We start from the raw sequence: 19,816 nt of genomic DNA, 5'->3' as shown, positions 1-19,816 counted from the left end.
TTGCCTGTTTTAACCTCAATATTAACCTCGTTCTCAAACAAAAAATAAAGCCTATGCTAGCAAGGAGGAATAAACTTTGCTAGCATATTTTATTAAAGAATTAAGTATGAAATTGAATAAGAATTATAGTTTTTTGGTTTTAATTGCATTGATTTTAAGCGCTTGTTCGCCTAAGGTATTAACACCAAAAACAGAGACTAAGAAACCTGAAGAGCAAGAAAAAGTAGCCGAAAAGAAGGTTATCAAAAAATTCTCTCAAGCTAGTGTTTCGCTTCTTATTCCCTTCAAACTTAATGAAGTTAATTTAAAATCGATGAGTAAGGCTGATGTTGAAAAATATGCAATGCCAATCGACTTTTACCAGGGTTTTAAAATGGGCGTAGATTCTGTAGCTACATCAGGGTTAAATTTTAAGCTTAATGTTTTCGATACTCAAGATGATAATGCGCACATAGCTTCGCTATATAAGAATGACAATTTTAGAAAAAGTAATTTGATTGTTGGTCCGGTTTTTCCGGATGGAGTAAAATTCATTACCAACTATTCGAAATTAAATAATGTGCCAATTGTATCTCCTTTAGCAGCCTCAAATCCGTCTGATTTTGACAATCCTAATTTGATATCAGTTGTTAATAACATCAGTTTACATTCAAGAAAAATAGCAGCATATATTGCTAAAACTTACAGCCCTTCAAATGCGATTATTGTTATAATAAATCCTAAAAAAACTGAAGATGAGCAATTTGCTTCACCTTTACGTAGTTATTTTCAAGCGCAAACTAATAACAAATTTATTGTGCAAGAATATGCATCTGCCTTTACCTTCGAAACTAAAATGATTAAAGGCAAGCAATATGCTGTGGTAGTAACCTCATCCGACAGGGCTTTTGTATTGCCAACAATAGAAAAACTTTTCAAGTTAAAAAACCTTCCGGCAGGTGGTTATGCTATCAATTTATTTGGTCACCCGCTTTGGTCTAAGCAGAATTATCCAACCGATAAACTTCAGAATTTAAATACAATAATCAGTTCATCTTATAAGGTTGATTACAAAAACTCTAGTGTAGTAAATTTTATAAAAAGATATAGAAGTAAGTACGGCTTTGAGCCTGGCGAGTATGCCTTTAAAGGATTCGACGTTGGATACTATTTTGGTAAAATCATGGCTACTTATGGCGAAGATTATTTAGCGTATTTAACTAAGGAAAAGTATAAAGGCCTACAAAATAATTTTATTTTTATTCACGATGAACAATTTGGATACGTCAATACAAGCTTAATGCTTTTGCGTTATAAGAATTATGCATTAAATATTATTGAGTAAAAATTGTATAAATTGACCAAATGAGAGTTGAGCATCAGATAAGAGCTTTTGAACAGATTTTGCACAGTTACGATGGAAATTTACCATTGCATCGTTTTTTACCCACTTATTTTAAGCAGAATAAACAAATGGGCTCATCAGATAGAAGGTGGGCAACCAGACATTTGTATAGTTTCTTTAGGATGGGAAAAGCATTGCCTCTTTTGAGTAGTGAGGAACGAATGAGCGTTGCCGATTTTCTTTGTCATGCTACATTAAGTCTTATTGTTGAGAAAAACTTAACCGATTTAAAAGATAAAGTATCGGCATCTTTGGATGAAAAACTACAGCTAGTTTTATCAAAATATCCAGATTTTAAACTGGATGAAGTTTATTCTTTAAACAATCATTTATCAGACGATATCAATAAAGAAGAATTTTATAAATCATTTTTCATTCAGCCAGATTTATTTATAAGAGTTTCTACCGAAACCCGTTCTGAAGTTATTACTAAATTAAAAGCGGAGCATATCGCAGTAAAAGAAGTTTCAAATACCGCTTTAGCCTTATCAAACGGAACAAAACTCGAAACTATTTTGAGTGAAGGAAGCTATCAGGTTCAAGATTTGTCTTCTCAGCATACGGGTAGTTATTTTAAACCTAATAAGTGGGATAAATGGTGGGATTGCTGTGCTGCATCTGGGGGTAAATCTTTGCTGTTACATAGCTTAGAGCCTGTTATTGATTTATTGGTAACAGATTTACGTGAAAGTGTGCTGCTAAATCTTGATGAACGTTTTCGCTTGGCAGGTATAAAAAAATACCACAAAAAAGAACTTGATTTACTACAGAATAACGAGCAGATTTTACATCATTATCAGTTCGACGGGATTATTTTAGATGCACCTTGTACAGGTTCTGGCACATGGGGTAGAACACCTGAGATGCTAACTTTTTTCGAGGAAAGAAAAATTAATCAGTTTTCAGTAATTCAGAAAACCATTGTTCAAAATATTATTAAATATCTTAAGCCGGGTAAGCCATTAATTTACATCACTTGCTCTGCTTTTGCCGAAGAAAATGAAGAGGTGATTAAACATATCACAACCAATTTATCCCTTGAGTTAGAATCAATGGAATTAATAAAAGGTTACAAAAAAAACGCAGATACTATGTTTGTAGCCAGGTTAATCAAAACCTAAGAATGCTCAAACCAAGATTTGAAATTTTTTTTACAGTACTTTATTGCTTCAATTAAAACAGCAATAGCACCAATAATTACGGTATATTCTTCAAAGCTTTTCATAATACAGCTTTATTGTTTAGATAAATATAAGCAATTATTGTTACAGCGTTATTGATTTATAATCCGGTATTGTTTCTAAAAAGCTTAATCGCTATAGCTAATAAAATTACTCCGAAAGCCTTACGCAAAATATTTAATCCTGATTTTCCGAACAGTTTTTCAAGTCTGTTGGTGTTTTTTAGAACGAAGTAAACAAATAAAATATTCAGTAATATTCCAACCAATATGTTTTGGGTGTGGTATTCAGTTTTTAAGGATAGCAAGGTTGTCATAGTACCAGCACCTGCAATTAGAGGGAATGCAAGCGGTACAATCGAAACCGTTTCTGGTGCCTCTTCTTTAAATATAGTGAGGCCTAAAACCATTTCCATTGCAATAAAGAAAATTACAAAAGAGCCTGCAATTGCGAAAGATTCTACATCTAAACCAATTACTTTAAGTAGCGATTCGCCTAAGAAGAGAAATAAAATCATTAAGCCAGCTGCAACCAGCGAGGCCTTTCCTGATTCAATATGGCCAGCTTTTCTACGTAACTCAATTACAACCGGAATTGCACCTAAAATATCGATGATTGCAAATAGAACCATCGTTGTGGAAAGAATCTCACTAAGGTTGAATTTCATAAAATCGAGTTTCATAGGCTTACAATTTTATATAAAGGTAGAGCAATTTGTTTTAAAACCTTATATATTATTAGAAATAGAATTGCGTTCTTAAAGTGAATACATTGTCTTTCCTATCTGCAGTATAGTCAGATATTTGAGTGGATTCATTTTTTATAACATCATAATAAACAACTGCTTTAAAATGCGGGTTAAAATGGTGTAAAAAGCCAAATCCAAAAGTATCAAATCTTACATCAGCTGCAGATAAACCCCTTGATGCATTGATTTCTGCCCCTTTAACTTTTGAGTTCGGATCATAATAATCGTACTTTAAGATGATTTGATTATCACTACTATTCAGTGTTTGAACGAAAGTTAAATAAGCACCATTAAAATTTCGAGTATAATAGGGAAGTGGCACAGATTTATTATCAACAGGATAAGATCCAGGTGTAGTAGAGGTGGTTGATGTACCAGTTTGCAAACCTGAAATAATTTCGGCTCTAACTTCAGATTTCCAGCTTTTGGTAGTTGTGGCAAATTGTATATCGGCACCATAATACCTTCTGGGTGCAACCTTATTAATCGTTGTTGCAGATGAATCTTTAACCATTAGGTAGGTTCCATTGATATTATCCATTTTATAACTAACTGGCAAACGATGGTTTAAGCCGCCCTGAAGCGTGCTAATTCCGCCTGCAATAGAAAAACCTAATTTCTTAAATGTATAAGGTTTATGGCTTAGTCTAGCTATCACATCTTTACTGTTGTCAAATTCAGCCGGGCCTGCCAGGCCTTGTCCGTTGTAAGCACCCAGATCCAGCGAAATATTCTTAAGTTTAGCATCTTTCCATCTTGGGTTTAAGGTAAAAGTTGCACCTAAGTCACGTTCTGTTTTCATTAAAATCTGCGACATCCGGCCACGTTCTGGTGCTTCGCGAACAGATGATGATAATTGTAATTCATTTCCAAACGGACGGCCAGAAAGCCCAACTGTTACAGCCAGTATCTTCCATTTGTTTTCGTAATACCTGCCCCAAAAATCTCGTATCGCAACACCTTGTTCTGTACCATCAAATTGCAGAACAAAATAAGTAGATGGCGCACCATCATCAGTCAATAGCATATAATCGGCTCTTAATCTTCCTCTACGCAAGCGAAATCGGTTATTGGTAAATTCTCCAAAATTACCACCCTGGTATTCTGCCTGCGTTCCATTTGATTGTGCTACTTGAAATTGCGGCTGCATATAACCACTGAAAGATAACGAACCATATTTTTTCGAAATAATTAGTAAATGGTTTACCGTTGTAGAATCCATCACATCATTAATTGTTCTTTGCGAATATGCGCTTGCTGAAATAAATAAGACAATAATAATGGTAAAGAACTGCTTTCTTAATAATAATGGGTGGTTCATTCAGTTTTTTCTGCAAAGATATTTATTAACAATAACTTAATATAGAAAAAGCCCCGATTTTGTCGGGGCTTTTTAAAAATATATTTTGTTTAAAATTATAATTCTGGTTTCGGAGGATCAACTGGTTGAACAACTTTTCCTTTGTTTCTTAGAACAGAATTTCCTTTACCATAGAAGAAATAGATTGCTATGCCTAAAGCCATCCAGATGGCCAATCTAATCCATGCCTCAATAGGTAATGATGACATTAAGTAAACGCAAACAATTACACCCATAATTGGTACGAAAGGAACCCATGGAGTTCTGAAAGGACGATGTCTGTCTGGGTCTGTTCTACGTAACAACATTACACCAATACAAACTAAAGAGAATGCAAATAATGTACCTATTGATACCATGTGACCTAGATCTGTAACTGGAACAAATCCTGCAAAGATGCTCACAAAGAACATAAAGAATATGTTTGTTTTGAAAGGGGTTCTAAATTTAGAGTGGATGCTGCTAAAGAATTTTGGCAACAAACCATCTTTAGACATGGTATAAAAAACTCTAGACTGACCCATTAACATTACCAAAATAACAGAGGTATAACCTGCTAAAATTGCTATAATTAAACCCATTTGCAACCAGCCGTAACCTGTCACTTTAAATGCAGTTGCGGCAGGAGATGCATCGCCTTTAAATACGCTGAAAGGTACTAAACCAGTCATTACGTGAGCAAATAAAACGTATAATATGGTACATACAACTAAAGAACCTAATATGCCAATCGGCATGCCTTTTTGAGGGTTTTTAGCTTCCTGAGCTGCAGTTGAAACGGCGTCAAAGCCAATAAATGCAAAAAATACTAATGCTGCACCTGCTGCAATACCAGAAATACCAAACTCTCCTTTTACGCCTGTGTTTTCAGGTATATAAGGGGTGTGGTTAGCAGGATTAATGAATTTCCAGCCAAGGGTAATAAAAATAATAACAACAGCTACCTTAACAATTACTAGAACGTTATTAAGGCTTGCTGATTCTTTGGTTCCGCGTATTAACATTAGCGAAAGCAAGGAAACAATAACTACAGCCGGCAAGTTTATACCTCCACCATCAACTTCAGCAAATGATTTAGTTAAATAGAGCGGCATTTCCATTCCAAATTCGTGCAGTAATTTATTAAAATATCCAGACCAGGAAACACCTACTGTTGCGGCACCTAATGCGTATTCTAATACTAAGTCCCAGCCAATAACCCAAGCCATAAACTCACCCATTGTTGCGTAAGAATAAGTATAGGCACTACCTGCTACAGGAATCATAGATGCAAATTCTGCATAGCACAACCCTGCAAATGCACATCCTACTGCCGCTAAAACAAATGATAATGTTACAGCAGGTCCTGCATGGTCAGCTGCAGCAATACCAGTTAAAGAAAATAAACCTGCTCCAATAATAGCTCCAATACCCAGAGCAACAAGACTCGTACTGCTCAGCGTACGTTTGAGTGTGCCCTCACCACTTTCAGCAGATTCTGCTATCAGCACATCAATAGGCTTTTTAAGATTCATAAGTTGTTTAGTCTTTTATGTTTGTTGATTTTATGATAATAAGCGGTAAACCTAAATAAAAATTACGAAAAAGTAAAAGGGATTTTGCTAAAATCCCTCTTGTAATTCTTTTATATCTATGTTTTTACAACTAATGTTTCAAGGTGTCTGTCGTATTTGTTAAAGTATCGATAAATGTATTGCCTAAACTGTCGGTTTTTTGCTGAATTCTGATTTCTTTGCGAACTTCTAGCTTATGTTCGCCCGCAATAGCCTTAACTGCGATGTATGGAGCAATAACTAGTGAAACTATAGACATTAATTTAATTAAAATATTCATTGATGGGCCAGAAGTGTCTTTAAATGGATCGCCAACAGTATCTCCGGTTACCGACGCTTTGTGGGGTTCTGATTTTTTGTAAAACATTTCACCATTAATCATAACACCTTGCTCGAATGATTTTTTGGCATTATCCCATGCGCCACCTGCGTTACTCTGGAAAATTCCCATCAACACACCTGTAACCGTTACGCCAGCCAATAAACCGCCTAAAACTTCCGGTCCGAAAGTGAAGCCTATTATAATTGGAGTGATTAAGGCAATTGCCCCGGGCATCATCATTTCACGGATAGAAGCTTTAGTAGAAATCGCTACACATTTCTCATATTCTGGTTTTGCTTTGTACTCCATAATACCAGGGATTTCGCGAAACTGGCGTCGAACTTCCTGTACCATATCCATAGCGGCTTTACCCACTGCCTGAATACATAATGCAGAGAATATAAAAGGAATCATCCCGCCAACGAATAAACCAGCTAATACTGGCGCTTTATAAATATCGATTGCGGTTATTCCTGCAATACCAACAAAGGCGGCGAATAAGGCCAAAGAGGTTAAAGCTGCTGAAGCAATGGCAAAACCTTTACCAGTTGCAGCGGTTGTATTACCTACAGCATCTAAATTATCTGTACGTTCACGAACTTCTGGAGGTAACTGGCTCATCTCTGCAATACCACCTGCATTATCTGCAATAGGACCAAAAGCATCAATTGCCAACTGCATTGCCGTTGTTGCCATCATACCTGCAGCTGCGATAGCCACGCCATATAAACCTGCAAAATGGTATGAAGCCATGATTCCGCCAGCTAAGACTAAAATTGGAATAACCGTAGATTTCATGCCAACAGATAAACCAGCTATAATATTAGTTGCATGACCTGTTGAGGATTGTTGTATAATAGAATTAACTGGACCCTTGCCCATTGCAGTGAAATATTCAGTCACAACGCTCATAATGGTGCCTACAACTAAGCCAACTATAATTGCATAGAAAACATTAATGCTCGAAAATTCGTAACCCCGAAGACTTAATGTTTCAGGTAACATCCATTTAACAATAAAGAATGAAGCTATCGCTGTAATTACAATCGAAGACCAATTGCCTAAATTTAGTGCCGTTTGTACGTTAGATTTTTCATCTTTAATGGTTACAAACCAGGTTCCGATGATGGAGAAAATAATTCCCAAACCGCAAATAACCATTGGCAACAAGATAGGAGACATGCCTCCGAATTTATCTACAACTGTAATTTCCTGTCCTAAAACCATTGTTGCTAAAATTGTAGCTACATAAGAGCCAAATAAGTCGGCACCCATACCAGCAACATCGCCAACATTATCACCTACGTTATCGGCAATTGTTGCCGGGTTACGAACATCATCTTCCGGTATTCCTGCTTCCACTTTACCAACCAAATCAGCGCCAACATCTGCTGCCTTAGTGTAAATACCACCGCCAACGCGTGCAAATAAAGCAATAGATTCGGCACCTAAAGAAAAACCTGTCAATACTTCGATTGCAGTTTTCATATTTAAAACATTAACAACTCCGTCGTTTCCAATCACATTAAAATAAGATAGGAAAACAATAAACAAACCGCCTAAGCCTAAAACGGCTAAACCAGCAACGCCTAAACCCATTACCGTTCCGCCGGTAAAGGAAACTTTTAGGGCTTGTTTTAAACTGGTTCTGGCCGCTTGCGTAGTCCTAACATTTGCCTTTGTGGCCGCCTTCATGCCAATGTAGCCCGCTGTTGCAGAAAATACTGCACCAATAATAAAGGATATAGAAATTATCCAGCTCGAATGCATTGGTACACCATTTACTTCTGTTATGGTACCAGAGTAGGCTAAAAGTGCAGCGGTGAAAACAGCGAAAATGCTTAACACTCTCCATTCGGCCTTTAAAAAAGCCATTGCACCATCAGCAATATAGCCGGCAAGTTCTTGCATGTTTGCGTCGCCTGCATCTTGCTTGCTTACCCATGCGCTTTTAAACATCATTACAATAATTCCAATTAGCCCTAAAGCCGGAACAGCATAAATTAAATTGTTTTGTAAAAAATCCATAGTTAATATTTGGTTTTTGATTTCTTGGTTCAATGCCTGCCTGCTCATAATATTATTAAGTGTGGTTAGCACTTAATTTGCAAACACTGAACTGTTTAATTTTGGTTATTAGTTTAGCAATATAATAATTTTATTTTCAGATGATGAAATAATTAAAAGGATAGAATTAGAGATTTAGGGAATGATAGTGTGATTGTAATAATGGATGTTAGAATGATAGAATGTCGATGTTTTTGAAATTATTAAAAACATCGTCTTCCTCGCGTATACGGAGAACTTAATATTATGATTGCAATATGGCGCAAGATTGTCAATCAGGTTGGGAATGACGCTGAACTGCCTTCTCTAATTAAAATAATACATTACGACTCGCCTGCGAATTGGATTTTTTAAATAAATTAGCCCAAACTAACCTAAAAACCAAACAAACTAAAAAATGGAAAAATTTAAAGAAAAGGAACCTGTTAAAAAGAAACTCGGTCTTTTTGATGGCATAATGCTGGTAATGGGTTCCATGATTGGTAGCGGTATCTTTATTGTAAGTGCCGATATTATGAGGAATTTAGGTTCTGGCTATTGGCTAATCGTTGTTTGGTTAATAACCGGAGTAATGACAGTTGCCGCTGCAATCTCTTACGGAGAACTCTCTTCTATGTTTCCTAAAGCGGGTGGACAATACACCTATTTGAAAGAAATTTTTGGTAAAATGATGGGCTTCCTGTATGGTTGGGGCTTATTTACCGTAATACAAACGGGTACAATTGCTGCTGTGGCTGTTGCCTTTGGTAAATTTACGGCTTATTTAATTCCTGCTCTAAATGATGCTGCACCTATATTTCAAAGTGGTGGCTACAAAATAACCTGGATACAGATTATGGCTATTGGTGTTATTCTACTTCTTACCTATATAAATACTAAAGGTGTTGAAAGTGGGAAACTATTGCAGAATGTATTTACGGGTTCTAAAATCATCGCTTTAATCGGCTTAATTATTTTAGGCTTTCTGTTAGTTAAAGGTAGTTTCTGGACAGAGAATATGAGTTTTGGATGGAGTGCCTTTAATAATCTGAAAACAGATTTGAGTGGTAACTTAACAAAATCTGGATGGGAATCTATATCCGGAATGACCATAATGGGCGGAATTGCAGCTGCAATGGTTGGTTCTGTGTTTTCGAGCGTGGCCTGGGAAAATGTAACATTCATTTCCGGAGAAATTGAAAATCCTAAAAAGAATGTGGTACGTTCTATGGTTTTAGGTACTTCGGCAGTAATGATTTTGTATTTATTAGTCAATTTTATTTACCTAAATACCCTGGGAAGAGATAGCATTGCTTTTGCACCGAACGACAGAGTTGCTGTAGTGGCTTCAGAACAAATATTTGGAAACGGAATCGGAACTATTGTGATGGCCATTTTGGTGATGGTTTCTACTTTTGGCTGCGTAAACGGACTTGTAATGGCAGGTGCAAGGGTTTTTCAAACTATGGCTACAGATGGTATGTTTTTTAAAGCAGCCCTTCAAAATAATAAAAATGGTGTTCCAGAAAAATCACTTTGGATGCAAGGCATTTGGGCTTCTGTTTTGTGTTTAAGTGGGCAATACGGTAATCTTTTAGATATGATTTCTTTTGTAATTGTTCTGTTTTATATGATTACCGTTTTTGGTGTTATTTATTTAAGGTTAAAAAAGCCAAGTTTAGAAAGACCATACAAAACATGGCTGTATCCAATTACACCTGTAATTTACTTATTAATTGGCGCTGCATTTTGTATTTTGCTGCTTATGTATAAACAACAATATACCTGGCCTGGGCTTATAATTGTTTTGATAGGCGTTCCTGTTTACTTTTTTATTAATAGGGAAAAGGCTTAAATGTTATGTTTTGTCTCAACCTAATCCAAACCTGTAAGGTTTTTAAAACCTTACAGGTTTAATTAATATCGCAAGCTTATGAGCAAATGGCGGGACTAACACTTAATTAAAAACCACAATTGCTTTTCTAATGATATAAAGCATTTGTAATCTATTTATAAGTCTTTTCGCTGCATGCCCTAATCTTGATAGTATTGTGTATTTTTGCAGCCAATGGGAACACAGGTTGATTTAGGTATAAAAGGATATAAAAATTACGGTACGCATTTGCGTGAAAAATATAACGGGCAACGGGTTTTTAAAACGATTGTTGATGGTGGCTTTACCTGCCCAAATCGCGATGGAAGTAAAGGTTATGGCGGTTGTACTTATTGTAATGTAGATTCTTTTACGCCAGAAATTTCCCGTAAAATGCCAACCATACGCGAGCAGTTGGAGAAAGGTATGGAGCGAGGTAAGAATTTTTATAAGGCCGATAAGTTTATTGTTTATTTTCAGCCTAATACGAATACCTATGCGCCAGTGCATTATTTAAAGATGATGTACGATGAAGCGCTTGCCGTTAATCCTGAAGATGTGGTTGGTTTTTCGGTGGGTACGCGGCCAGATTGTATTGATGCCGAGAAGGTTGCTTTGTTAGAAAGTTATACAGATAGATACGATGTGGATTTGGAAATGGGGATGGAGTCTATTTATGATGAAACCTTAAATCAGATTAACAGAGGTTGCAGTCACGGTGAATTTGTAGAAGCTGTTAAGCTTTTAGAAAATAGCAAGTTAGACTTATGTGTGCATACCATTTTTGGTTTCCCCTGGGAAACTAAGGAAATGATGCTGGGTTATATTCATGAAATTAATCGTTTCCCTCAAATTAAGTTTGTTAAATTTCATCATTTACATATTGTTGAAGGCTCTATAATGGGCGTTAAGTATAAAAAAGAACCATTTAAGCTTTTTACCTTAGAAGAATACACAGATTTGCTTTGCGAATTGATTCCATTGCTGCGTCCTGATATTGTAATTCAAAGACTTTTTGGTATTTCGGATTGGGATTTGTTAATTGCTCCAAACTGGGGGCTTAATAAATCGTCAATTCAAACCTATATTGATAAAGAAATTGAAAAAAGAGGAGTAGTTCAGGGTTCTCAGTATTTTAGTTAAAATCCTAAGTTTTTATAAAATTTTTTAAAAATCTCATGAATTTTCATGAGATTTTTTGTTTTTATGTGTTTTTGGATGGTAATTTGTTGTAAATTATAGGTAAAATACTATAATCATTAAATATAAGTCGGTTTTCGTTTTTGTAAAAAATGGCATAATTAAACCTGTTTTTTTTTGTTAATTTCATTTTTGGGCAATTTTTTCGATTCATTTTATAAAAATTTTATGTTTATGTTAAAATATTGCTACTTATTGGTGTAAAAAGTACAATATGTTGTATTTTAGTAAAAATAATTTTACATAAATCTATTATTTAATCAACCAAACAAAATAAAACTTAAAACTATGGGTAAAATTTTAGTCAAACAGTATGCTCCATTTGTGATTTTAATGATTTTCGCAATTTTGGCTCTATTCGTTCCACTACTTCCAAATTTTGACGAAGGAAAATACAGTGGACCAGACATGGCATTTATTTTAATTGCAGCAGCATTGGTGTTTTTAATGACACCAGGTTTAGCATTTTTCTATGGCGGTATGGTGCATCGTAAAAATGTTCTTTCTACAATGATTAAAAGTGTTGTAGCTGCGGGCGTAATTACAGTTCTTTGGACTGTTGTTGGCTTTAGTTTAGCTTTTGGTGATACCATTGGTGGTTTTATCGGAAACCCTTCTACGTTTTTATTTTTTAAAGGTGTAAATTCAGGTGCACCACATCTTCAAGGTGGTTCGGACTTAACTATTCCGTTATCTTTATTTGCTGTGTTTCAATTAATGTTTGCAATCATTACACCAGGTTTGGTAGTTGGTGCTGTTGCAGAACGTATTCGTTTTACTTCTTATATCTTATTTATTGTTTTATTCGCAATATTCGTTTATTCTCCATTAGCACACTGGACATGGCACCCACAAGGTTTCTTGTTTAAAATGGGCGTTTTAGATTTTGCAGGCGGTACAGTTGTACACATCTCTGCAGGTATGGCTGCTTTAGCTGGTGCTTTAGTTTTAAAACGTAGAAAATCTCACCTGGAACATAAAGAAGTTCCGCCTGCTAATATTCCTTACGTATTAATTGGTACTGGTTTATTATGGTTTGGTTGGTTCGGTTTTAATGCTGGTTCTGCATTGGGCGCAAATAGTTTAGCTGTTTCGGCATTCTTAACTACCAATACTGCTGCAGGTGCTGCAGGTTTATCATGGATGTTTTTTGATGTTGCCAGAGGTAAAAAACCATCTGTATTAGGTTTTTGTATTGGAGCCGTAGTTGGTTTAGTTGCAATTACTCCAGGTGCTGGTTTTGTTAGTATTCCTTCTAGTATATTTATTGGTGCTATTGCCGCTGTAGTTTCTAACCTAGTGGTTTCATGGAAACAAAAAACTAGTCTTGATGATACATTAGACGTTTTTCCTTGCCATGGTGTAGGTGGTATCATTGGTATGTTATTAACAGGTGTTTTCGCAACTAAAACCGTAAATGCTGCCGGTGCAGATGGCTTATTCTATGGCAATCCTGCATTTTTTGTAACCCAATTAAAAGGCGCTGTAATTGTTATCATCTTCAGTTTTGTAGTATCATTTGTGATTTTCAAACTGGTTAACTTAATTAATCCAATCAGAGTTTCTGACGAAGAAGAAGAAATTGGTCTTGATGCTTCGCAACATGACGAAAAATATTCTCAGGGTACCTTGTTGGTTGATGAAAGAGCAGCATATGTTGCATCTAATAGTCCGATACAAGAAGCCCTTTAATAACAATAATTTATATCTAAACCATTTCATAAGCTCAAACATGAAGAAACTTTTAACCGCTATATTTAGTATAGCTAGCACTACGTGTGCCCTGGCGCAAGAGGCGCCAACATCACCACTTGAATTTTCAGGTTCGGTTGATACTTATTACAAATACGATTTTGCCAAAATGTCGAATATCCCAACCTCATTTGCTTCTGACCATAATTCAGTTTCATTAGGGATGCTAGATTTAGTATTAAAGAAAAAAACAGGAAAAGCATCATTTGTTGGTGAGATTTCTTTTGGTCCTCGTGGTCAAACTCAATCTATTCCCGATGCTGCTGATGGTGGTTCATCATTTCATATCCAGAATTTATATGTGAATTATGATTTTTCGGATAAATTTTCGATGACAGCAGGTTACATGGGTACGTTTATCGGTTATGAAGTTATTTCTCCGGTAGGAAACTTTAACTACTCAACCTCTTATTTATTTACAAACGGTCCGTTCCAAAATGCAGGTATTAAAGCAACCTATAAATTCTCTGATAAAGTGAGTTTAATGGCTGGTTTATTTAACGATTGGAATGTTTACAGCGCAACTCGTGGTGTATCTAGTATTGGTGGTCAGTTAATGGTTTCTCCTGTTGAAGGCTGGACAGCTTACTTGAATGTATTATCAGGTGCAGATCCTTCTGGCTACGGTACAATAGAAGATTTAACAACTTCTTATCAAATTACAAAAGCTTTTAAATTGGGTTTAAATGCAGCTAATTATGATATGGCAGATGATGCAGGCGGCTATGCTGGTGTTGCATTATACCCTCAAATTGCTGTAGCTGAAGCCGTGACTTTAGGCTTAAGAGGTGAGTATTTTAAGTATAAAGATGTTGGTGCTACACCAGGTACTTCTTACACTGGTTTAACGCTTACCGCAAACATTAAGTCTGGTGGTTTAACTTTTATTCCAGAGGTTAGATTAGACCATAATGGCGATAAACCATTCTTAAACAAAACAGGTGGTGCTGCTCCAAATGCAGGTCAGTTTTCTTTAGCAGCTGTTTATGCTTTTTAAGAAATAATTCAATTCGAAATTTGGCCTCCGGCTTTTAGCCGGAGGCTTTTTATTACCTTTAAGTTTTGCTTCTGTTCTTTGCCACAGATGCACAGATTAAAAAAAGTATTTTTAAAAATCTATTGCTATTATTGCGCTACTACATTTGAGATTTTGCTTCTTAGGTAGTCTATTAAATATTTACCAGTATGAAATACACATTGATTTTATTATTAGCAATTTCTTCTTTAAAGGTTGCCGCACAGCAAAAGCAATTTTCTTTAGATGATAATGGTAGATACATTTACTATGAAGTTGTAGATGCAAAAACAACTAGCAAAGATAGTTTGATGCTCAGGGCTGCTTCTTTTTTGAGTCTTTACAAGAAATCAATAGTGAAAGAAAGTGCTACTGATACATCAATATTGGCTAAAGGAAAAATGGTTATTGATAAAACAATTCTGGTTGCCGGGCATCCAAGCGGAGAAGTGAATTATACTTTAACATTTGAGGCAAGAGATAAAAAGTACAGATATTGGTTAAGCAATTTTGAATATATTCCTTATGGACGTGACAGATATGGTAATTATGTCGCAACAACCAAAATTGCAACCCCTTTAGAAAAAACACCTGGTAAGCTAAATGCAGGCGAATGGAAAGATATTGTAGAAAGTGCCTATGCAAAAACAGCTAAACTTGCAGAAAACTTTAAGAAAGCATTGTCTACTAATTTAGCTGTAAAGCCAAGTAAAAAGACAGAAACAATTTCTACTAAGAAGTGGTAGTGAAGAATTAAATTTTGCCGAATAGCTCTTCTACTTTCTTGTATCTGAAATTAAAGATTCCATTTATCTTATTGTTTACAACAATGCTATTCGCAATTAAACCAATTGGTCCCCAGCCGATTGCATAGTGTAAAATATCGTGCATTAAAACGCCGCCTTCAATAGCTTCAAAATTGTGATTGTGGTGCCAAAATGCAAACGGACCAAACCGCTGCTCATCAATAAAATATTCTTTATCCTTTACATGCGTGATTTCTGTCATCCAGTTTAACTTTATACCCAACAAAGGCGAAACTTTATAGGTTATAATCATTCCAGGATACATCTTGGTGTCTTTAGAAATTGGTGAAGTCACATCGAAAGTCATGTCTTTAGGTGTAATTTCAGAAAGATTAAGTGGCGATGAAAAGAAATCCCAGGCTGTATCTAAATCAACTGGTATTTTTTGCGAAAATTCTAAGCGGTAAGTTTTCAAGTTATATATTTAAGGCACAACAACCCAAGAACTATTTTGTTGTAGCTGAATTCAGTTTATCATTAATTAATTTAACCAAGGCTTCAAATTCTTTTTCTTCGTAACCCATAGATTGATAAATGATTTTGCCATTTTCATCGATTAAAATATTTCTTGGGATAGATTGCTTTGCAAATTTGTTGAATATGGTTCTATCCAAATCTGGCAATATTGGAAAAGTAAAGCCTCGTTTAGCTTTGTAAGGAATCAGTTTATCCCAGCCTTCTTCTCGGCCGAAAACGAAGAAAGCGAAGTTTTTATCGTCGTTATGTTTTTCCCAAATGTTTTTTTGAACCAAAGGCAATTCTACATTGCAAGGTGGGCACCATGTAGCAAACAGGTTTATCAAAATCAACTTGCCTTTGTAATCGGCAATATTAACTGTTTTTCCTTTTTCTATTTCAAAGCTGAACGATGGCGCTTCATCGCCGATTTTAGTATAAGTATCTTTGTCTTCACTTTGTGCGAAAACTGAAACCGTAATTAATAAGGTAAATAGTGATAGGAATATCTTTTTCATGTAAGTTTTTATACTTTAAAGATACTCCTAAATAAAATTTTATTCAAATCTAATGCACCATTTTATCGGCACAAGTAGAGCTTGCAAAAGCTTCGGGTTTGGCTTTGAAAATAAAACCCATGCTTAAAATATAGCCCATTGCGTCGTTTAAAGCCTTGTTCGATTTAAATGATGGATTGGTGTTAATATCTGCATGTACTTCGAGTGCTACATCGTAAATGTCAAGCAAATCGCAAATTGAATAAGCCGTTTCAATGGATTTTTGAACTTCCATTAACATCCTTTCTTTAATGCTTACCTGTTGGTTTGATTTTTCCTGATGGATATACATAAAGCCTCCATGATGCTCTCTTAGTAATACAATAACTGTTGCAAAATCGGTAATCAAGCCTTTAACCTGCGAATCAGTTCCGATGCAAACTTTAAGTTTATAACCGTTTTCTGTTTCTCTGATGATTGCCTGTTCTACTTCTTCCAGAATAGAAGATTGAATTACTTCGCCACTAAATTTTTTCCATGTCATACACTGTGTTTTTTTGAGGTTAACAAATGGTAATCAGGTTTTTATAAAAATAAGCGCTAAAAATTAAATTCGTGTTAAGTCGATATTGTTTATTTGCTAACAAAAACTTAGTTATCAACAAGTTAAAAGCATTTTGTTAATTGTTTTGATATTTTTACAACAATTTTAGTTTGCTAAACGTTACATTTATCTATTATTTAAACAAATCGTTTTTATTATGAAAGCTGAATTAATCCAGGAACTTCAATTGCTACAACAAAGTCGTGCTAATAAATTTGCAGGTGAACTTGCAGAAACAATTATTTCTTCAGTTGATGCTGTTAATGAGAAAGTTACGAATTCTATGTCGCAAAGAGGCAAGATGTTAATGTTATTAGAGAAAAGATTAAACTTTTCTGTATTAAAAAGATTGAAAAGAAGGTTTTTGAAATTCTAATTAAACCTTGTTTAGAGCGCAACAAGCAGAAATGATTACCTTTGGGGGTAATGATAGAAAATGCGCTTAAAAGATTAAATATTACTGCGCTTAACGATATGCAAAATGCATCAGTTAAGGCAGCAAAAGCTGGTAAAGATGTTGTTTTAATTGCACCTACGGGTTCAGGTAAAACACTTGCGTTTTTACTGCCCTTGTTATCGAGCTTAAAATCTGATATAAAAGGTGTTCAAGCACTTATTTTGGTTCCCTCGCGTGAGCTTGCGCTTCAAATTGAGCAAGTTTTTAAACAGATGGGCACTTCTTTTAAAGTAAATTGCTGTTACGGAGGTCATGCCGTTCGCATCGAAAAAAATAACCTTGCACATCCACCCGCTGTTTTAATTGGTACACCAGGGCGAATTGCCTACCATTTAGAGCATCAAAATTTTGATGAATCTTTCGTTCAAACTTTAATTCTTGATGAGTTTGATAAATCGCTGGAGTTTGGTTTTGAGCAAGACATGTCTTACATCATCGGTTCGTTATTATCTCTTAAGCAAAGAATTCTTACTTCTGCCACAAAAATGGAAGAAATTCCTGCATTCGTTAAATTAACAAATCCTGCGGAAGTCGATTTTTCTAAAGATATCCAAGTAAAACCCGATTTAAAATTACGAAAAGTTGTTGCGCCAACTGCTGCAGATAAGCTTGATGTTTTATTTAAATTGTTAAGCAAAATTGGTAATAAGAATACCCTTGTTTTCTGTAATCACCGGGAAACTGTAGATAGAATTAGCGATTTACTTTTTCAACATGGATTAGAACACGATGTTTTTCATGGAGGCATGGAACAATTTGATAGAGAAAAGGCTTTACTTAAATTTAGAAACGGAAGCCATAAAATTTTAGTAACAACTGATTTGGCCGCCCGTGGTTTAGATATTCCAGAAGTTGAAAACATTGTACACTACCAACTTCCTTACACAGAGGATGCATACATTCACCGTAACGGACGTACCGCCAGAATGAATGCAAAAGGCACTGCTTATGCTGTTTTAACCGATGAAGAACATTATAAATATCTGCCAGAAGATATCGAGGAAGAAAAACTTGGCGATAAATATAAAATGCCGGAAGCGAGCGATTGGGTAACTTTATACATTGCAAACGGTAAAAAAGATAAAATTAATAAGATTGATATTGTTGGTTTATTCTTGCAAAAAGGCGGTTTGGATAAAGAAGATTTAGGCTTGATAGAAGTTAAAGATACAACCAGTTATGTAGCGGTTAAAAGAAACAGAGTTGATAAACTGTTAAAAGCTTTAAGTGGTGAGAAGATAAAAGGTAAAAAACTAAAACTTGAAGTAGCGAGTTAAGGTAGTTCGATTGTTCGATAAATTTGGGTAATCAAGTTAGCCGTATAAATCCTAATTTTAATCATTAAATAATTCTCTCATTCAATAATTTCATAATTATGAGTAACAACGATATATTAAAAAAGCTAAGAGTAGCGCTTTCATTAAAAACAGAAGATATAATTACCATTTGCAATTTGGTAGGTTTTAAGGTTACCAAAGCAGAATTGGGCGATATATTCAGAAATGATGACCATGAAAACTTTAAACCTTGTGGCGACCAGATTCTTCGTAATTTCTTAAACGGCTTAGTAATTTATAAAAGAGGGCCGAGAGAAGAGAAAAAATAATTTAACAATAAGTTTTTTTTTAACCATTCGTCATACCCAATTCAATTGGGTATCCTAAAGCAAAGTATAGTTTAATGTTTTAAGATTCCCACCTGCGTGGGAAAGACGGTAATGTTATTATTATCAAATGAAACCATCATGATTTTGCCAACCACAAACACCAATGAATAAAATCATGATAGCTTCATAACCATTGAAAATGATTTTATACATATGAAAATAAGATTATCCCTTTTTGTTTTTCTGATAAGTACTTACAGTTTATACGGGCAAGCTGTAAAAGAAGATTTTTCTGATGATTGGGCAAGGTTGAGTAAATATCAAAAAGAAAATGATTCTATTGGTCTTCCCAGAAAAGGAGAGAAGCGGGTTGTTTTTTTAGGAAGCTCCATTTTCGAATTCTGGAAACAAAAAGACCCGGATTATTTTAGCAACAATGCATATATAGACAGGGGAATAAGCGGACAAATTTCGCCGCAGTTATTAATTCGTTTCAGGCAAGATGTTATTAATTTGAAGCCTAAAGCAGTTATCATTTTAGCAGGAAGCAACGACTTGGCAGGGAATAAAGGGCATGTCTCAAATGAAACAATCCTTAATAATATTAAATCGATGGCTGAGTTGGCGAAAAAGAACCATATAAAGGTTATTCTTTGTAAGTATTTGCCTATTTATGAATATCCGTGGAATAAAGCGCTTAAAGGTACTGCTGAGCAAATTATTTCCCTTAATGCAGCAATTGTTACTTATGCTGAATCCAAAAACTTTGCAGTTTTAGATTATTTTACGCCTCTGGTGGATGAAAGAAACGGACAAAAAGCAGAATATACAACCGATGGCGTACATCCAAACCTAGCCGGATATAAAGTAATGGAAGTAGTTACCGATGCTGCGATAAAAAAAGTAATAGGTAAATAATAGCAATAAAAAACTCCCGATTTCCATCGGGAGTTTTT

Annotated in this window: 18 protein-coding genes; 11 read left to right on the top strand and 7 right to left on the bottom strand. The window is 35.2% G+C overall.

The features are described from left to right. Nucleotides 1-106 precede the first annotated feature (106 nt). Both ACFOUY_RS19385 and ACFOUY_RS19380 read left to right on the top strand, forming a co-directional pair. Nucleotides 107-1,324, top strand: coding sequence for an ABC transporter substrate-binding protein (locus tag ACFOUY_RS19385; RefSeq protein ID WP_378962925.1), 1,218 nt, complete (start codon nt 107-109; stop codon nt 1,322-1,324). 20 nt (nt 1,325-1,344) lie between these two features. Further along, nucleotides 1,345-2,505, top strand: coding sequence for an RsmB/NOP family class I SAM-dependent RNA methyltransferase (locus ACFOUY_RS19380; RefSeq protein ID WP_378962924.1), 1,161 nt, complete (start codon nt 1,345-1,347; stop codon nt 2,503-2,505). A gap of 160 nt (nt 2,506-2,665) precedes the next feature. On the opposite strand, the gene ACFOUY_RS19375 is transcribed toward ACFOUY_RS19380, so the two are convergent. From ACFOUY_RS19375 to ACFOUY_RS19360, 4 genes are all read right to left on the bottom strand, one after another. Next, complete coding sequence (locus tag ACFOUY_RS19375) at nt 2,666-3,232, bottom strand: MarC family protein (protein ID WP_123206942.1); 567 nt, start codon at nt 3,230-3,232, stop codon at nt 2,666-2,668. A 70-nt stretch (nt 3,233-3,302) separates the two neighbouring features. Beyond that, complete coding sequence (locus tag ACFOUY_RS19370; RefSeq protein WP_378962923.1) at nt 3,303-4,634, bottom strand: porin; 1,332 nt, start codon at nt 4,632-4,634, stop codon at nt 3,303-3,305. Between the two features lie 95 nt (nt 4,635-4,729). Then, a complete protein-coding gene (locus ACFOUY_RS19365; protein ID WP_378962922.1) occupies nt 4,730-6,187 on the bottom strand; it encodes an amino acid permease in 1,458 nt (485 codons plus the stop codon). Nucleotides 6,188-6,317: 130 nt separating this feature from the next. Further along, the gene (locus ACFOUY_RS19360; RefSeq protein ID WP_378962921.1) at nt 6,318-8,576 is read right to left on the bottom strand and encodes a sodium-translocating pyrophosphatase; all 2,259 of its coding nucleotides are present in this window, start codon (nt 8,574-8,576) and stop codon (nt 6,318-6,320) included. Between the two features lie 436 nt (nt 8,577-9,012). Here ACFOUY_RS19360 and ACFOUY_RS19355 point away from each other — a divergent pair, with 436 nt between their 5' ends. The 5 genes from ACFOUY_RS19355 (at nt 9,013) to ACFOUY_RS19335 (ending at nt 15,180) form a co-directional block, all read left to right on the top strand. Then, the gene (locus tag ACFOUY_RS19355; RefSeq protein WP_378962920.1) at nt 9,013-10,449 is read left to right on the top strand and encodes an APC family permease; all 1,437 of its coding nucleotides are present in this window, start codon (nt 9,013-9,015) and stop codon (nt 10,447-10,449) included. A gap of 213 nt (nt 10,450-10,662) precedes the next feature. Beyond that, a complete protein-coding gene (locus ACFOUY_RS19350; RefSeq protein ID WP_378962919.1) occupies nt 10,663-11,610 on the top strand; it encodes a TIGR01212 family radical SAM protein in 948 nt (315 codons plus the stop codon). Between the two features lie 345 nt (nt 11,611-11,955). Further along, nucleotides 11,956-13,359, top strand: coding sequence for an ammonium transporter (locus ACFOUY_RS19345; RefSeq protein WP_378962918.1), 1,404 nt, complete (start codon nt 11,956-11,958; stop codon nt 13,357-13,359). Between the two features lie 40 nt (nt 13,360-13,399). Beyond that, nucleotides 13,400-14,416, top strand: a complete 1,017-nt coding sequence (locus ACFOUY_RS19340) for a porin (RefSeq protein ID WP_378962917.1) — start codon at nt 13,400-13,402, stop codon at nt 14,414-14,416. Between the two features lie 188 nt (nt 14,417-14,604). After that, nucleotides 14,605-15,180: a DUF4468 domain-containing protein gene (locus ACFOUY_RS19335; protein WP_378962916.1), complete on the top strand. Its 576-nt coding sequence runs from the start codon at nt 14,605-14,607 to the stop codon at nt 15,178-15,180. A 7-nt stretch (nt 15,181-15,187) separates the two neighbouring features. Here the strand turns inward: ACFOUY_RS19335 and ACFOUY_RS19330 are convergent, their stop codons facing one another. The 3 genes from ACFOUY_RS19330 to ACFOUY_RS19320 are packed head-to-tail and all read right to left on the bottom strand — an operon-like array spanning nt 15,188 to nt 16,737. Continuing rightward, nucleotides 15,188-15,655, bottom strand: coding sequence for an SRPBCC family protein (locus tag ACFOUY_RS19330; protein WP_378962915.1), 468 nt, complete (start codon nt 15,653-15,655; stop codon nt 15,188-15,190). 31 nt (nt 15,656-15,686) lie between these two features. Beyond that, entirely contained in the window at nt 15,687-16,214 is a 528-nt protein-coding gene (locus ACFOUY_RS19325) for a TlpA family protein disulfide reductase (protein WP_378962914.1), read from the bottom strand. A 49-nt stretch (nt 16,215-16,263) separates the two neighbouring features. Continuing rightward, nucleotides 16,264-16,737 (bottom strand): ribonuclease H-like YkuK family protein, encoded by a 474-nt coding sequence (locus tag ACFOUY_RS19320; RefSeq protein ID WP_378962913.1) that lies wholly within the window; start codon nt 16,735-16,737, stop codon nt 16,264-16,266. A gap of 217 nt (nt 16,738-16,954) precedes the next feature. Between ACFOUY_RS19320 and ACFOUY_RS19315 the strand changes: the two genes are divergently transcribed. The 4 genes from ACFOUY_RS19315 to ACFOUY_RS19300 all read left to right on the top strand — a co-directional run bounded on the left by ACFOUY_RS19315 (nt 16,955) and on the right by ACFOUY_RS19300 (nt 19,778). Continuing rightward, nucleotides 16,955-17,173, top strand: coding sequence for a hypothetical protein (locus ACFOUY_RS19315; RefSeq protein ID WP_378962912.1), 219 nt, complete (start codon nt 16,955-16,957; stop codon nt 17,171-17,173). A gap of 50 nt (nt 17,174-17,223) precedes the next feature. Beyond that, nucleotides 17,224-18,531 carry a DEAD/DEAH box helicase gene (locus ACFOUY_RS19310; protein WP_378962911.1) on the top strand — a complete coding sequence of 436 codons (1,308 nt, stop codon included), beginning with the start codon at nt 17,224-17,226 and terminating at the stop codon, nt 18,529-18,531. Between the two features lie 98 nt (nt 18,532-18,629). Beyond that, on the top strand, nt 18,630-18,860 hold the full coding sequence (locus ACFOUY_RS19305) for a DUF1456 family protein (protein WP_378962910.1): 231 nt from the start codon (nt 18,630-18,632) through the stop codon (nt 18,858-18,860). Between the two features lie 213 nt (nt 18,861-19,073). Further along, nucleotides 19,074-19,778: an SGNH/GDSL hydrolase family protein gene (locus ACFOUY_RS19300; RefSeq protein WP_378962909.1), complete on the top strand. Its 705-nt coding sequence runs from the start codon at nt 19,074-19,076 to the stop codon at nt 19,776-19,778. Nucleotides 19,779-19,816: the final 38 nt, after the last annotated feature.

It is taken from the genome of Pedobacter jamesrossensis (assembly GCF_042650905.1).
GTDB lineage: Bacteria > Bacteroidota > Bacteroidia > Sphingobacteriales > Sphingobacteriaceae > Pedobacter > Pedobacter jamesrossensis.
The sequence above is the reverse complement of the archived record's forward strand: the minus strand, read 5'-3'. Positions and strand labels throughout refer to the sequence as shown.

Coding starts and splice junctions, on each gene's coding strand:
- ACFOUY_RS19385 (WP_378962925.1), top strand. CDS start 107: ATGAAATTGAATAAGAATTATAGTTTTTTGGTTTTAATTGCATTGATT.
- ACFOUY_RS19380 (WP_378962924.1), top strand. CDS start 1,345: ATGAGAGTTGAGCATCAGATAAGAGCTTTTGAACAGATTTTGCACAGT.
- ACFOUY_RS19375 (WP_123206942.1), bottom strand. CDS start 3,232: ATGAAATTCAACCTTAGTGAGATTCTTTCCACAACGATGGTTCTATTT.
- ACFOUY_RS19370 (WP_378962923.1), bottom strand. CDS start 4,634: ATGAACCACCCATTATTATTAAGAAAGCAGTTCTTTACCATTATTATT.
- ACFOUY_RS19365 (WP_378962922.1), bottom strand. CDS start 6,187: ATGAATCTTAAAAAGCCTATTGATGTGCTGATAGCAGAATCTGCTGAA.
- ACFOUY_RS19360 (WP_378962921.1), bottom strand. CDS start 8,576: ATGGATTTTTTACAAAACAATTTAATTTATGCTGTTCCGGCTTTAGGG.
- ACFOUY_RS19355 (WP_378962920.1), top strand. CDS start 9,013: ATGGAAAAATTTAAAGAAAAGGAACCTGTTAAAAAGAAACTCGGTCTT.
- ACFOUY_RS19350 (WP_378962919.1), top strand. CDS start 10,663: ATGGGAACACAGGTTGATTTAGGTATAAAAGGATATAAAAATTACGGT.
- ACFOUY_RS19345 (WP_378962918.1), top strand. CDS start 11,956: ATGGGTAAAATTTTAGTCAAACAGTATGCTCCATTTGTGATTTTAATG.
- ACFOUY_RS19340 (WP_378962917.1), top strand. CDS start 13,400: ATGAAGAAACTTTTAACCGCTATATTTAGTATAGCTAGCACTACGTGT.
- ACFOUY_RS19335 (WP_378962916.1), top strand. CDS start 14,605: ATGAAATACACATTGATTTTATTATTAGCAATTTCTTCTTTAAAGGTT.
- ACFOUY_RS19325 (WP_378962914.1), bottom strand. CDS start 16,214: ATGAAAAAGATATTCCTATCACTATTTACCTTATTAATTACGGTTTCA.
- ACFOUY_RS19320 (WP_378962913.1), bottom strand. CDS start 16,737: ATGACATGGAAAAAATTTAGTGGCGAAGTAATTCAATCTTCTATTCTG.
- ACFOUY_RS19315 (WP_378962912.1), top strand. CDS start 16,955: ATGAAAGCTGAATTAATCCAGGAACTTCAATTGCTACAACAAAGTCGT.
- ACFOUY_RS19310 (WP_378962911.1), top strand. CDS start 17,224: ATGATAGAAAATGCGCTTAAAAGATTAAATATTACTGCGCTTAACGAT.
- ACFOUY_RS19305 (WP_378962910.1), top strand. CDS start 18,630: ATGAGTAACAACGATATATTAAAAAAGCTAAGAGTAGCGCTTTCATTA.
- ACFOUY_RS19300 (WP_378962909.1), top strand. CDS start 19,074: ATGAAAATAAGATTATCCCTTTTTGTTTTTCTGATAAGTACTTACAGT.